Genomic DNA, 13,646 nt, shown 5'->3' on the forward strand with positions numbered 1-13,646 from the left:
AAACTAATAATTGACGTTTACTTCATGTTTTGTTTAGTTTTCATAGTTCAAACCGTCGCGTCTTTTGCGACTTTTTCATATTAACATCTCTTCAACATCGAAGTCAACATGTTTTTTCTTTTTTTTATTTCTTTGTTTCTTTTTGTCGAACCATCTTGGCGACGTATATAAATATAACATCGCATTTAGAATATGACAAGCCCTTTTTTTATTTTTTTTATAAAAAAAGAAAAAAATTTATTTTAACTACGAAGGAAGTGTAATACCACATGTCGAATTAGCCATAAACTATATAGAAAAGGGGTTTAGAAAATGGATCTACAACCAGACATTCTCGTAAAATTGCTTATATCAGCAATGCTAGGTTCCGTTATTGGATTAGAAAGAGAATTAAAAAGAAAACCTCTTGGTTTAAAAACATGCCTAGTCATTTCAATAATGAGTTGCCTGTTAACAATCGCTTCAATTAGTTCAGCCTATACATTCCATAGCAGCGACTTTTTAAATATCTCCATGGATCCATTACGCTTACCAGCCCAAATAGTATCGGGAATTGGTTTTCTTGGAGCTGGCGTTATTCTTCGCAGAGGTAACGATACGATCGCTGGCCTAACAACAGCTGCAATGATTTGGGGAGCTTCAGGTATCGGAATAATTGTTGGGGCTGGTTTTTATGCCGCAGCATTTGCTGGAGTCGGGTTATTAATTATCAGTGTTGAATTAATTCCTTATTTAATAAACAAACTCGGTCCAAAAAAATTAAAAGAAAGAGATATAAGCCTAAAGCTAACAGTTATAGGAAAAGAAAATATAAATATTGTGATTGATCAAATAACTGCACAAGATATTACAGTTAAAAATATTAAAATAAAGGGCTTAAATAATGATGAGCACTATATACAAATGAAATTACTAGTGTTTAATAAACGAAGAACGACAGAAATTTATTATGACATTGAACAAATAGAGAACATCCGTGGAATTGAAATAGAGAGTATATAATAGTGATAACTTATTATTTATTGGTAAAAATAAGTGTTACGAAATTGCGATGGAGGAATAAGCTTGAAAATATTTCGTAACCAACCAATCTATTTTAAATCCTATACATTATTTAAAATTACAGTCATTTTATTATCATTGATTGCTATATTTGGAACAATTATTCATTATGCAGAACCTTTTACGTTTCCAACTGTTTGGGATGGAATGTGGTGGTCAATCGTTACTACGTTTACAGTAGGTTATGGTGATTATGTACCTCTATCTCCAGTTGGACGTTTTTTTGCCGTTATATTAATTTTATTAGGTACCGGGGTCGGTTCCTATTATATGATTTCATTCACAGCTCAAACTTTTCGAAATCAAGACGCAGATTTTAGAGGTGTACTTACATTTACAAAAAAGAACCATATTGTCATCGTTGGTTGGAACGAACGAGTTAAGAATGTAATTAACCAATTGCACGCTTCTTCAATTTCTACCCATATCGTATTAATCGATGAAAGCCTAGAACTATTACCTCCAGAGTTAGGGAAAGTGCATTTTGTAAAAGGCTCTGCTTCCAACGATTCAGTTTTAGAAAAGGCAAATTTTAAATTTGCTAATACGATATTAATTACAGCAGATCAAAATAAAAATGAACAAGAAGCTGATATGCAAACAATTTTAACAATCATTGCTGCAAAAGGCGTTAATCAATCGATTCACTGTATCGCAGAAATCTTAACGAAAAATCAAGTAATAAACGCTTATCGCGCTGGTGCCAATGAAATTATTGAAGCACATTTACTAACTTCTTTTGTTATGTCAGGATCGATAATGCATAAAGGTTACTCAGATGTAGTACTTAAACTAACAAATCAATTAGAATCATTTACAGTTAAAATATTAAATGTTGATCAAAAAATGATTGGAAAATTCTATTATGACATTGTAATAGAAGAATTAGACAACGATAAAATGATTATTGGCATAATCCGGGATAAACAAACAATTATAAAACCTGATAAAAGTATTCAGATTGCTAAAGAAGATTTCCTAATCTTACTTACTTAAACATCATTTCTACTTAATAAAAAAGAGCCAATCATATTTTCATGATTTGGCTCTTTTTTTTATAAAAGTTCATCTTCAATTTTCTTAAGAATTTCAAACCCTTTAATTTGATATTTTCTAGGCACTTTAGCATCTGGATCTATCGGTTCTTGAAACTGGTTTAAAGATCCAGTTAAATTCCCTTCATAACCAATATTATCATCAAGACCCTCATTATAAACGTGAGTTAGTAAAAATGGAGACTCAAATTGAATAACTGCTCCATTCATATCTAATGAACCTGAAGTAACATTAAAGGGTAAACGTAAGTACTGATACCCGTCGTCATCTCGCATTAATAAATCAAAACTTCCATGATCGTAGTCCCAATTTGCGCCAATAACAAACCCATGATTTTTTAATTTCCCCTCAATATCATTAAGTGGAAATATTTCATTCTCTAATTTTGACTTTAAAGGATACATATGCTTTTCTCCTCCTTTTTGAATAGTATTTTCTTACTTAAGTAAAAACATGAATTTTAATTTTAAATCCATAAAAAAAAACCGTCGTCAAAGTAAATTTAACAACGGTTTTTTTATTATTTTAAACGTTCTTCTAATTGCTGTTTTAGTTCTTCAAATCCTGGTTTACCTAATAAAGCAAACATATTCTTCTTGTATGCCTCAACGCCTGGTTGATCGAATGGATTTACTCCAAGTAAGTATCCGCTCATCGCACAAGCTAATTCAAAGAAGTAAACTGTATAGCCGAATGTATATTCATCTAATTTTGGTAGTGACACGATTAGATTTGGTACTCCGCCATCAGCATGAGCTAATATTGTACCTTCAAAAGCTTTTTTATTTACAAAATCTACAGTTTTACCTGCAAGATAATTTAATCCGTCTGAATCGTTATCCTCAAGTTCAATTGTTAATTCATGACGTGGCTTTTCAACAGATACAACTGTCTCAAATAAATCACGTCGACCTTCTTGAACATATTGACCAAGAGAATGTAAATCTGTTGAAAAGTTAGCTGAAGATGGATAAATCCCTTTTTGGTCTTTCCCTTCACTCTCTCCAAATAATTGCTTCCACCATTCACCAAAGTATTGTAATGATGGTTCATAATTAACAAGCATTTCAATTGTTTTACCTTTGTTATATAAAACATTTCTTACAACTGCATATTGATAAGCTTGATTATCTTCTAATTCTGAAGTGCCGTACTCTTTATATGCGTCTTGAGCACCCTTCATCATTTGTTCAATATCAATACCTGCTGCTGCGATTGGTAATAAACCTACTGCTGTTAAAACTGAGTAGCGTCCACCTACATCATCAGGAATAACAAATGTTTCGTATCCTTTTTCATCCGCAACAGTTTTTAATGCACCGCGCGCTTTATCAGTTGTAGCATAAATACGGTGTTTAGCTTCTTCAACGCCATACTTTTCTTCCAACAGCTTTCTAAAAATACGGAATGCAATTGCTGGTTCAGTAGTTGTCCCAGATTTTGAAATAACATTGATTGAGAAATCTTTATCTTTTAAAACTTGAATTAAATCATGAATGTATGTAGAACTAATATTGTTACCTACGAAGAACACTTGAGGTGCTTTTCTTTCTTCTTTAGATGCAATGTTAAAAAACGAATGCTGTAACATTTCAATTGCTGCACGTGCACCTAAATATGATCCACCAATTCCGATTACTAAAAGAACGTCTGAATCTGATTTGATTTTCTCTGCTGACTTTTGGATTCGAGAAAATTCCTCTTTGTCATAGTCATTCGGTAACTCTACCCATCCTAGATAGTCGCTACCTGCACCAGTTTTTTCATGAATCGTATGGTGAAATAACTTCACTGCATCCCTTAAATATGAAATTTCGTGATCTTGAAAAAACATTTTTGCTTTTGAATAGTCAAATTTAATATGAGAAGTCATACATCAAACCTCCTTAAATAGTTGTAATACCTTTACAATGTACCTAATTAAATAATTGAAAGCAAGTAAATAAGATTAAATTTATGTGAAAATTTTAACAAGAAACAGAATGATAATTTTTTACTTATGTACATAATCAAAATCAAATGAGAGATACTATTTTTGAAGGTCATAAAAAGGAGGTTAACCTATATGAGTACATTACAACGTATTGCACTTATTTTTACAATTATTGGAGCTATAAACTGGGGATTAATCGGATTTTTTCAATTTGACTTAGTAGCAGCAATTTTTGGTGGTGCTGATTCTGCTTTTGCTCGAATTATATATGGTATCGTTGGTATTTCAGGACTAATTAACCTTGGCTTACTATTCAAACCTTCAGAAGAGCTAGGAACACATCCTGAGACTAACGAAGTAAGATAGATTCGGACTCTCCAGTCTGAAAGTAAAAATTAAAAGGAAGGGATCCCCCTTCCTTTTTAATTCGTCATATTTTCTTTCTTCATCTCAACATGAAGCCATTCATTTAACTTTTTATGCAGGGTGCTAAATCCATCTGGTTTTAATTCTCTTAATAATCGAGCTGCATGTTTTAAATTTTCTTCACCATTAAATCCTTGATCGATACTTGCTCCTTTTAAAGACAAACTAATTTTTCCCGTCATCTCATCAATAGACAGTACACGTACATTTACTAACTGCCCAACAGAAATATAGTCTCGAATATCTCGAACATATCCATTAATAATTTCGGAAATATGTACTAGTCCTTGTGTTTGGTGATCAAGTGAAATAAAGGCACCATACGTTTGAATCCCTGTTACTTTACCAGTGTAAACTTTTCCAATATTGTAGTTTTGTGCCATTCAAAACACTCCTAATTTTCGTTCAATTCCACTAACTAAATTTTAGCACACACAGACCAACTTTTAAAGTTTGCTATAAGGCTTATATACGATACTACCTTTGAAGTTCCCTTATTGTATTATAGTCACTTTAAAGGTTGGGCTATTTCATTTTTTTTAAATAATTACTTATGTTTATTAGAATTGACTAAAAACTTATAATTTAAAAGTATTTTAGTGATTTAGATAACATATGGTGACATACGGAGCATTATAAAGATTAGAATGTATTCCTTCCGTTTGGACATAATAATCCAAAAACTTAAAGGAGAGTTTGGATGATGAATCATTCTGGAACAATACAGTCGACATATAAGATTTCTGGTCTTGATGTTTATTATGAACTATACGGATACCACAATTTTAATAAGCAAGATTCAAAAGTATTTGTATTAATTCACGGTTTTTTGTCATCTTGCTTTAGTTATCGTAGGCTAATACCATTTATCTCAAAAGAACATGTTGTTGTCGTTATCGACCTTCCTCCATTTGGTAAAAGTGGTAAGCAATTAAACTTTAAATATTCGTACGATAACTTCGCTAATGTAGTAATCTCACTTGTGAATCATTTGAAGCTGGAAAACATCAATTTAGTCGGACATTCTATGGGCGGACAGATTGCATTATATGTAACGAAGAAAAAACCAGAGCTTGTTAACAAAGTGATTTTATTATGTAGCTCTGGTTATTTAGGCAGAGCAAATCCTCATCTAATCATTTCATCATATTTTCCTTTTTTCTATCTATATATAAAGAGGAACTTAGCAAAACAAGGAGTTGTCAAATCTCTAATATCAGTTGTTCATGATCAAAAGCTAATCGATGATGAAATGATTAATGGCTACCAGGAACCTTTTATGCAAGATGAAATTTTTAGAGCGCTAACTAAGATGATCCGTGATCGAGAAGGAGATTTGAGTCCAGCAGATTTACAAGATATATCTGTACCAACACTTTTAATTTGGGGTGAAAAAGATAAAGTAGTTCCATTAGCGGTTGGGGAAAGATTACACCGTGATTTAAAACATTCAACATTATTTACTTATCCAGAAGCCGGACACTTAATTCCTGAAGAAATTCCCGAACATATTTATGATCGTATATCAAATTTTATATAAGTTAAAAAGGGCTGTCTCGTAAGTCAGGTAAACTGACATATAGACACCCCTTTTTTATTGTAATAATAACTGATTTTTGTATCTAAATTTTGATTGTGCACGTTAGCTTTTAAACTGGAGGATCTAACCAGTCCATCCAGAGAATTTTTTAGAGCTTGAATATGGCGTTTATAATTCAAATACTGGCAAAGTAATAATAACCTTTAAACCTTTACCGTCACTATTCATAAATTTTATTTTACCGTTGTGCTGGTCAATAATATGCTTTACGATCGCCAGTCCTAATCCTGTTCCACCTTCATTTCTAGACCTTGCTTTATCTACACGATAGAACCTTTCCCCTAAATGCGGAATCTCTTCGACTGGAATTCCTTTACCTTCATCGATAATCTCCAGAGTTACTTGTTTATCTTGAGATAAATTGATATAAATGTTTGTTCCCGAAGGTGTATAACAAATTGCATTATCAATTAAATTGTGTATAACTTGTTGGAAACGGTCTGGATCAACGTTAGCAATGACCGACTCATCTAAATTCTTTTGAATTGTAATACCCCGCTCTATCAGTATTTGTGAATATGTTTCGATTGTATCTTCAATTAATTGCGCAATTACGTTCGGCTCTTTATTTAGAGGAAACTGTTGTCCATCTAAAGTAGCTAAATCAAGAAGGTCCCTTACTAATCTTTGCATTCGACTTGCTTCTTTTTGAATGATACCAACATATTTTAGTTGTTGTTCTTGTTTTATTACTCCATCTAATATTGCTTCACTATATCCTTTTACATAACTTAACGGCGTTCTTAGTTCGTGAGAAACATTAGCTAAAAACTCTTTTCTATTTTCATCTTCTTGTTGTAAAGAATCAGACATTGAATTAAAAGCAAAAGCTAGTTTACCTACTTCATCACCACTATTATAGTGGATACGCTCCGTGTAATCACCATTTGCCATTTTATATGAGATTTGCTCCATTCTAGATAACGGCTTAATCATTTGTTTAATTATACTTCTGCCGATTAAAAGGATAATGAAAGCAAATAGCAATGTACTAATCATAAAAATCCATTTTGATTGTTGGATTAGTTCAGTAATACTCCTTAAAGGTAGATTTAAATAAATAATCCCTTCAAGTTTTTCTTTTTTTACAACTGGAACTACGACACCGATTATTTGATGCTTAAATCTTTTTTCAAATCCTGTCTTCGTAATTACTTTTCCTTTTAATAAAGTTTCGCGATCGTCTTCAGTGATAAACGATTCATGGCTGACATTGTATGGGATACATGCACTTAAGTCTCTCGGATTACTAATAAATAAAACACTTGCATTTGAAACAGTATTAAATTTTGAAACAAATTTCGAAAAGTCATCAACATTATTTGTTTTATGATAGTGTTTTACTAAGTTAGTACCTTCCTGAATTAAAGTTGAACGAACATATGAAACATATAATTGCTTATATGCAAACTGAAACATTAAAAAGAAAAAGATCGTTGTACAGATTACCATTAAGCAGATTGTTAGCCATAGCTTCTGTAAAAATGAAAGAGAATTTACGATTTTCTTCATCCATTTATCCCAAATTTATATCCTACACCCCAAACTGTAGAAATATAATCTGCATCCTGTCCAAGCTTAATTCTCAATGTTTTTATATGTGTATCAACTGTTCTTGCTGTTCCGAAATAATCAAATCCCCAAACCTTTTCTAAAATTTGTTCGCGGCTAAAAACATAATCTTGATGCTTGCAAAAAAAGAGCAATAAATCATATTCTTTCAACGTAAGTGATAATGGTTTATCAGATACAAAAACATTCCGGGCTTTTTCATTGATTTTAATCTGACCAATATGAAATATAGAAGAATCCGTGTTTTTTGTTCTTCTTAGCACAGCATCAACTCTTGCAATTAACTCACTGGGGCTAAATGGTTTTACGATGTAATCATCCGCTCCCATTTTTAACCCATTTACCTTATCCCATTCCTCACCTTTTGCAGTTAAGAAAATAACAGGAACATTTGATGTCTCTCTAATTTGTTTACAAAGTGCCCATCCGTCCATAATCGGCATCATAATATCTAAAATAATTAAATCATAGTTTGATTGACCAATTTTATTTAATGCTGCTTCTCCATTACTTGCTTGGTCCCAACTATACCCGCTGTTTTCTAAATACATTCCAACTAATTGGCAAATTTCTTGTTCATCATCAACAATTAATATCCTTCTATCACTCATGTCGAATGCCCTCTCTTAACAATAATTGGAAAGGTCCTCTCCCTACTGCCGCTTCTTTTTCAATTTTCATCGTTTTAGTATTTATTTGGTACAATTTATTTAAATCATAACTAGCTGCATACGCTGAATGGTTAAATCCAATTGCTGCATATGGGTTGGAGCCAACTTCAATAAATTTAGTCTGATTTACAACGGTAGGATCTAACTTATAAATTTGGTTTGTACCATGAGCTATTGTAAACAATCCGTCATCATTTTTAAAAAAAGATATTGGCATTAGAGGGGTATGAAGTGACTTTTGTTTCTTACCAGTAGTAGTCGAGTATACTTTCACATCTTCATTTTCACTTTCGCCATTTCCGTGTCCACCAACGAATAATTCAGAAGCATCATTATTTAATATTAGGCCAATTGATGTATTTGGTACTTCAATCGTTTGTTCTACTTTATAGTGGTCTAAGTTAATACCAATCACTTTTCTCTCGTTAAATAAACTAACAAATAGTTTATGGTGAGCCGTATCTTCAACCATAGATATAGGATTTTTGCCTATTTTCAATTGTTTAAGCACGTTACCCTTTTGATCAAAAAAAGTTATCGTATTCTTTTTTCCATTCGTTACAGCAATCGTATGATTACTCTTTAAAGAAATCATATTCGTAATACCAACACCGGCCTTCCAACTCTTGATCTTATCACCAGTTGAAAGATGGTAAATATCTATATTAGGATCTGCTGGATGATATACTGCAATATCCTTTCCATTTTGCAATAAAGCCGCTCCACTTACATCTCTATTTAAATCCCAATCTGCTACTTTATGTAAGTCATGTGGATCAAGAAAAGTTAAACTACCTACTTTTTTATTTATCGAGATAAGTACATTTTCAGAATCCTTGATATGCGACATTTTATTTGGAAAACAGCCCGTACAGAACAAGAAAAGAACGAGTGTGCTAACGAAAGCAATTCGTTTCAAAATACTTCCCCCCATAAAGTAATCATATAAAAGAAGCTATCCTTTTATCAAAGATAGGATAGCCTTCGTTCTTATTTAATTTACTGTAACTTCTTTTTCAGTATGGTCATGTAATTCGCCTTTTTCAACATGAACCTTTACAGTGTTTGTTCCTTTATCTTTAAACGTATACTTAACCTCATATTCACCAGGTGCAACTTCTTTTGCATCTGTATAATCGTGCTTTCCATTCTCATCTTTCCATGTTTCAATTCGAACGTTCGCTTTTTCAAGTGCTTTTCCATCATTCGTCATCAAATGAATCGTAAAAACATTTTCTTTGTTTACATCAAGATTCTCGGTACCCATTAAATGAATCATTAGATCGCTATGATGGTCATCTCCACTATGAGATTCATGTTCACTTTTTCCAGTTCCACTATTAGTTGAAGTAGTAGCAGGAACTTTAAAGTCCATTTTAGGCATCGAATGTTGATCTCTAGCAGTCACGTGAGCAATTACATAGTAATCACCTGGATCTGTAAATTTATAGTTTGCTGAATAAATACCATCTGCACCATTCTTTGCATCTAGCATAGCCATACTATCTTCACCTGTTTTACCAATTTCAAATTGAACTTCATCTGCATCAGTAACTGCCTTATTATTCTGGCTCACTTCAGCACGGAGTGTAACTTCTTTATTTAAATTAATATCTGATGTAGGAAGAAGAATATTTACATCAACTGGTTTTTCGACTGCATCTTGATTCTTCGCGTTAGAACAACCTGCAGTCATCATAATACTGGCAATTAATAAACTTAGTACCTTTTTCATATGTATTACCTCCTATAATTCTGCCGAGTTAAACAGATCACTTATCTTATTGTTTTAAACAGTTTTAAAGTAAACTCGAACGAGAAAATATCTATATAGCAAAATAAAATGACAAAAACAATCTAACACATAGATGTGATGAAAATGTGATAAACTTCTCCAAAAAAAAGAGACCTTCCTTAGTAAGTCCCCATTTTGAATTATTTTATTCACGCAATGCTTTTTTTTCTTTTGATTCCATTAATTCTGTTATACGCTTTTCTTCCTTTGCCGATGCTCTTTTAATTAGATAAAACGTAATAAAAGCACCAATCATAAAAATAATTAATGAAATAACGGCAGGAATATACTCTGTCTTATCTTCAGGAAAATATAAAAACTCCATCATAGTCCCATCACTCCCACTGCAATTATACAAAGTATTCTAAAATAATCAAAGTAAAATGAGTATTCTCTAATTAAAAAAATCTATCCCGAAAAAGCTTTTTAAATTAATTTAATTAAAAAATAAGTCGCCTAAGATGGGACAAAATAAATACTATTTTATTTAAGTTAGTAATTTTTCTAGAGCATTTTATTGTAAACTTTTTTTGTATAATTGATTGGAACGAAAGGGTGCTCGACTCCTATGGGAAATGCGGGAAGCCTAAGACCCCACAGGCACAGCCGAGGCTTAGGTCTCGCCCCATGGAAAGCGAGCATCCTGTAGTGGAAATCTACAAGACTCAACTTAATTATCAACGAATAATCTAACTTCTCGATCAACAAAATAAAAAACCAACTGATTTAAAATCAATTGGTTTTTAATATGAAGATATTCTTTTCTTTAATAATGAAAAGTCAACTAAGTCTCCTAAAGTCGCAGGAGCAGGTTTTTTCATATATTGCTTATCTTTTTCTACTAATTTATAAATATGATACGTAGTTAAAGCATCATCTAGTGCTTTATGGTGATTTCCAGTTCCATCTTTTCCATATTCTTTCATTGCGTTCCATAGACCCGTTTGATTTTGGTTTCCAAAGAAAGTTTTATACTCGAGGCATAAGTCCCTTACTTCACCATTAATAGGGAACGAAATAGATGCAGCTTCACAGTTGTGTTTTAGTACTCTCATATCCATGTTGCCCCAAGTGATGACTGTCGTTCTATAATTCTTTGTCGCTTCATTTAATATTTCACCAAGTTCTTTTAACTGTATTCCATTATCAACATTCTCTTGTGAAATACTTAGAAACCTCTTACATCTTGAGGATAACAATGGAAACTGAAGCGGTTTAACAAAAGAAGAATAAGTTTGATTAATCTCATCATTAATAACACTTACAAAACCAACTTCAATAATTTCCGGAAAAAATTTGATTCCTTTTGATTTTCCATCTGGCATTGTAAATTCAAAATCAATAAATAGGAACTGCTCTTTCATTACCTCACCTCCAGAAAAATAAATTTTCTGATTTTTCCTTATTGTCTTATATGATTAACGAATATTCAAGTAAGACAATTTGACTATTTTCTACTTATTTACTTATTTTATTAATACAACCAATTTGTGTAAAAAATAACATAAGATGCCCATCAATATGAAAAATCGTGTTAAAATAATATACGTTCGTTTAATTAATTTAAAACGAATTAAAAAATCGAAAGTAAATAGAGGGCTTTTATGAAGAAAATTATTGGATTTATTATTATTATAATAAGCTTTCTTGTCTTTTATTTCACATCTCAGCAAGCTATGATGGCATTTGAGACTTCAAAAAATATTCCCAAAAAGAAGGTTGAAGAATTACCTGTAGTTTCTTTATCACAGAACAGTGTTTTTTATGACCGAAACAACAATCCTTTTTATATACCTGCTTCTGGTGATAATAGAATAAATTTAAAAAGCAGTGAAATTCCTCAGCTAGTAAAGGATATTTTTATTTCTACCGAAGATCGATATTTTTATTCACATAAGGGTATTGATTTATTTGGTGTTGCTAGGGCATTTATGGTGAATGTGTCCAACAGTGGAATAGAACAAGGAGCTAGTACGATTACACAGCAGCTTGCACGAAATTTATATTTAACTCAAGCACGAACTGTAGAACGCAAAATAAAAGAGATTCAAATCTCACTTCAATTAGAAAAACAGTACTCTAAAGATCAAATTTTAGAAATGTACATTAATACAATTTATTTTGCAAACCGAAATTATGGAATTGAAGCTGCTAGTAAAGCATATTTCAGTAAATCAGTTAAAGATTTGAGTATTGCTCAAACGGCTTTCGTTTGTACAATTCCAAATAACCCGACTTTATATGATCCTTTGAGAAACTTTAATAATGCTAAAAAACGCCAAGAAAGAATCTTAGGTATACTTAGAGATCAAGGGAAAATAACTGAAAAACAATATACAGCTGCAATGAAAGAAAAGATCACTTTAAAGAAAGATAGTAAAACACAGGAATATCCTGATTATTATTCTTATGTAGATTCTGAACTTAAAAGAATTTTAGCTGGTAATAAAGGAAAATTTAATACTAGTAAACTATCAGCAGCACAGCAAACTGAGTTAAAGAAACTAAAAACGCCTGATGAAAGAGCGTTATATTTACAAAATCAGGGCTTGAAAATCTATACAAGCTTAAATCCATCAATACAACAAGTTACGGTCAACGCGGTTAATCAAGGAACAATTTCAACAAATACACAGGGCGCAGCAGTTGTCGTAAAAAATGATACACATGAAATTGTTGCAATTTCTGGTGGAAGAGACTATGAACCTCATAGTCTAAATAGAGCGTTCCAGTCTTATAGACAGCCGGGCTCGACAATTAAACCATTATTAGTATATGCGCCATATATAGAAACATTTGGTGCTACACCAGATACAAAAGTAAATGCAGATAACTATTGTAAAGGCACATATTGTCCGAAAAATGATAGTAAGAAAGAATACGGAGATGTAACGATCCGTACTGCTATGCAGAATTCGTATAATACTGCTGCAGTTAGATTATATGAACAGCTTACACCACGTGTTGGATACACATATTTAGATAAATATGGTTTTAACAAGATTACAACTGAAGACCGAATGGAACTAGGCCGTGCTCTTGGTGGTTTCAATATCGGTATGTCGCCTTTAGAAATGACAGGAGCATACTCCACATTTGGTAATAATGGCGTATACTATCAAAATAGTGCGATTAAAAAGATTACCTTAAGAGATGGCACAGTCTTATACGAAAACGAACCAAGATCAGTTCGTGTGTACAATCCGTCAACGAACGAAACAATGAGAAGCATGTTAAACTCTGTAGTAAAAGACGGTACTGCTAGACATATTTATATGCCACTGAACTATATAGGTGGTAAAACAGGTACAACGAACGATAATACGAATCTATGGTTCATGGGATTAACCTCAAATTATACGGTTGGTACGTGGATTGGTAATGATAAGCAAAGAATTCCAATACCAAAAAACTATTCTTACCCACCTACTCAACGAATTTGGCAAAATATCATTGTAAATGGTCGACTATATTAATCTATATACAAACAAAAAAAGTAGCACTTTTGATTCATTCAAAAGTGCTACTTTT

General features: G+C 32.2%; 14 protein-coding genes. 5 read left to right on the forward strand and 9 right to left on the reverse strand.

All coding sequences use genetic code 11. The annotated features are described in order from the left end of the window. The first annotated feature begins 312 nt into the window (after window positions 1–312). The gene (locus CN692_RS12980; protein ID WP_098119591.1) at window positions 313–1,002 is read left to right on the forward strand and encodes an MgtC/SapB family protein; all 690 of its coding nucleotides are present in this window, start codon (window positions 313–315) and stop codon (window positions 1,000–1,002) included. Between the two features lie 63 nt (window positions 1,003–1,065). Then, complete coding sequence (locus CN692_RS12985) at window positions 1,066–2,058, forward strand: potassium channel family protein (protein WP_179874435.1); 993 nt, start codon at window positions 1,066–1,068, stop codon at window positions 2,056–2,058. Between the two features lie 59 nt (window positions 2,059–2,117). On the opposite strand, the gene CN692_RS12990 is transcribed toward CN692_RS12985, so the two are convergent. Together CN692_RS12990 and CN692_RS12995 are read right to left on the reverse strand one after the other, a co-directional pair. Beyond that, complete coding sequence (locus CN692_RS12990) at window positions 2,118–2,522, reverse strand: YugN-like family protein (RefSeq protein ID WP_098119593.1); 405 nt, start codon at window positions 2,520–2,522, stop codon at window positions 2,118–2,120. A gap of 116 nt (window positions 2,523–2,638) precedes the next feature. Further along, complete coding sequence (locus CN692_RS12995; RefSeq protein ID WP_098119594.1) at window positions 2,639–3,991, reverse strand: glucose-6-phosphate isomerase; 1,353 nt, start codon at window positions 3,989–3,991, stop codon at window positions 2,639–2,641. Between the two features lie 192 nt (window positions 3,992–4,183). Between CN692_RS12995 and CN692_RS13000 the strand changes: the two genes are divergently transcribed. Further along, on the forward strand, window positions 4,184–4,417 hold the full coding sequence (locus CN692_RS13000; protein WP_056468643.1) for a DUF378 domain-containing protein: 234 nt from the start codon (window positions 4,184–4,186) through the stop codon (window positions 4,415–4,417). Between the two features lie 56 nt (window positions 4,418–4,473). Here CN692_RS13000 and CN692_RS13005 read toward each other — a convergent pair whose 3' ends face one another. Further along, window positions 4,474–4,860 (reverse strand): CvfD/Ygs/GSP13 family RNA-binding post-transcriptional regulator, encoded by a 387-nt coding sequence (locus CN692_RS13005; protein ID WP_098119595.1) that lies wholly within the window; start codon window positions 4,858–4,860, stop codon window positions 4,474–4,476. Between the two features lie 320 nt (window positions 4,861–5,180). Here CN692_RS13005 and CN692_RS13010 point away from each other — a divergent pair, with 320 nt between their 5' ends. After that, a complete protein-coding gene (locus CN692_RS13010; RefSeq protein ID WP_373605036.1) occupies window positions 5,181–6,017 on the forward strand; it encodes an alpha/beta fold hydrolase in 837 nt (278 codons plus the stop codon). Window positions 6,018–6,185: 168 nt separating this feature from the next. Here CN692_RS13010 and CN692_RS13015 read toward each other — a convergent pair whose 3' ends face one another. The 6 genes from CN692_RS13015 to kapD all read right to left on the reverse strand — a co-directional run bounded on the left by CN692_RS13015 (window position 6,186) and on the right by kapD (window position 11,479). Beyond that, a complete protein-coding gene (locus CN692_RS13015; protein ID WP_098119597.1) occupies window positions 6,186–7,589 on the reverse strand; it encodes a sensor histidine kinase in 1,404 nt (467 codons plus the stop codon). Next, window positions 7,586–8,260, reverse strand: coding sequence for a response regulator transcription factor (locus CN692_RS13020; protein WP_098119598.1), 675 nt, complete (start codon window positions 8,258–8,260; stop codon window positions 7,586–7,588). Before CN692_RS13020 ends, CN692_RS13015 begins: the two co-directional genes overlap by 4 nt. Then, window positions 8,253–9,239, reverse strand: coding sequence for a YncE family protein (locus CN692_RS13025; RefSeq protein WP_098119599.1), 987 nt, complete (start codon window positions 9,237–9,239; stop codon window positions 8,253–8,255). Before CN692_RS13025 ends, CN692_RS13020 begins: the two co-directional genes overlap by 8 nt. Before the next feature lie 75 nt (window positions 9,240–9,314). After that, window positions 9,315–10,055, reverse strand: a complete 741-nt coding sequence (locus tag CN692_RS13030) for a FixH family protein (protein ID WP_098119600.1) — start codon at window positions 10,053–10,055, stop codon at window positions 9,315–9,317. Between the two features lie 205 nt (window positions 10,056–10,260). Beyond that, window positions 10,261–10,443: a hypothetical protein gene (locus CN692_RS13035; protein WP_098119601.1), complete on the reverse strand. Its 183-nt coding sequence runs from the start codon at window positions 10,441–10,443 to the stop codon at window positions 10,261–10,263. Window positions 10,444–10,858: 415 nt separating this feature from the next. Next, window positions 10,859–11,479, reverse strand: coding sequence for a 3'-5' exonuclease KapD (kapD, locus tag CN692_RS13040; protein ID WP_098119602.1), 621 nt, complete (start codon window positions 11,477–11,479; stop codon window positions 10,859–10,861). A gap of 240 nt (window positions 11,480–11,719) precedes the next feature. Here kapD and CN692_RS13045 point away from each other — a divergent pair, with 240 nt between their 5' ends. Continuing rightward, on the forward strand, window positions 11,720–13,591 hold the full coding sequence (locus tag CN692_RS13045; RefSeq protein WP_098119603.1) for a transglycosylase domain-containing protein: 1,872 nt from the start codon (window positions 11,720–11,722) through the stop codon (window positions 13,589–13,591). Window positions 13,592–13,646: the final 55 nt, after the last annotated feature.

It is taken from the genome of Bacillus sp. AFS002410, from assembly GCF_002556365.1.
Taxonomy (GTDB): Bacteria; Bacillota; Bacilli; order Bacillales; family Bacillaceae_G; genus Gottfriedia.

Bases quoted from the DNA above. Each gene is read 5' to 3' on its own strand.
- CN692_RS13045 (WP_098119603.1), top strand. From the start codon at position 11,720: ATGAAGAAAATTATTGGATTTATTATTATTATAATAAGCTTTCTTGTC.
- CN692_RS12995 (WP_098119594.1), bottom strand. From the start codon at position 3,991: ATGACTTCTCATATTAAATTTGACTATTCAAAAGCAAAAATGTTTTTT.
- CN692_RS13030 (WP_098119600.1), bottom strand. From the start codon at position 10,055: ATGAAAAAGGTACTAAGTTTATTAATTGCCAGTATTATGATGACTGCA.
- CN692_RS12980 (WP_098119591.1), top strand. From the start codon at position 313: ATGGATCTACAACCAGACATTCTCGTAAAATTGCTTATATCAGCAATG.
- CN692_RS13005 (WP_098119595.1), bottom strand. From the start codon at position 4,860: ATGGCACAAAACTACAATATTGGAAAAGTTTACACTGGTAAAGTAACA.
- CN692_RS12990 (WP_098119593.1), bottom strand. From the start codon at position 2,522: ATGTATCCTTTAAAGTCAAAATTAGAGAATGAAATATTTCCACTTAAT.
- kapD (WP_098119602.1), bottom strand. From the start codon at position 11,479: ATGAAAGAGCAGTTCCTATTTATTGATTTTGAATTTACAATGCCAGAT.
- CN692_RS13000 (WP_056468643.1), top strand. From the start codon at position 4,184: ATGAGTACATTACAACGTATTGCACTTATTTTTACAATTATTGGAGCT.
- CN692_RS13015 (WP_098119597.1), bottom strand. From the start codon at position 7,589: ATGAAGAAAATCGTAAATTCTCTTTCATTTTTACAGAAGCTATGGCTA.
- CN692_RS13020 (WP_098119598.1), bottom strand. From the start codon at position 8,260: ATGAGTGATAGAAGGATATTAATTGTTGATGATGAACAAGAAATTTGC.
- CN692_RS13010 (WP_373605036.1), top strand. From the start codon at position 5,181: ATGAATCATTCTGGAACAATACAGTCGACATATAAGATTTCTGGTCTT.
- CN692_RS13035 (WP_098119601.1), bottom strand. From the start codon at position 10,443: ATGATGGAGTTTTTATATTTTCCTGAAGATAAGACAGAGTATATTCCT.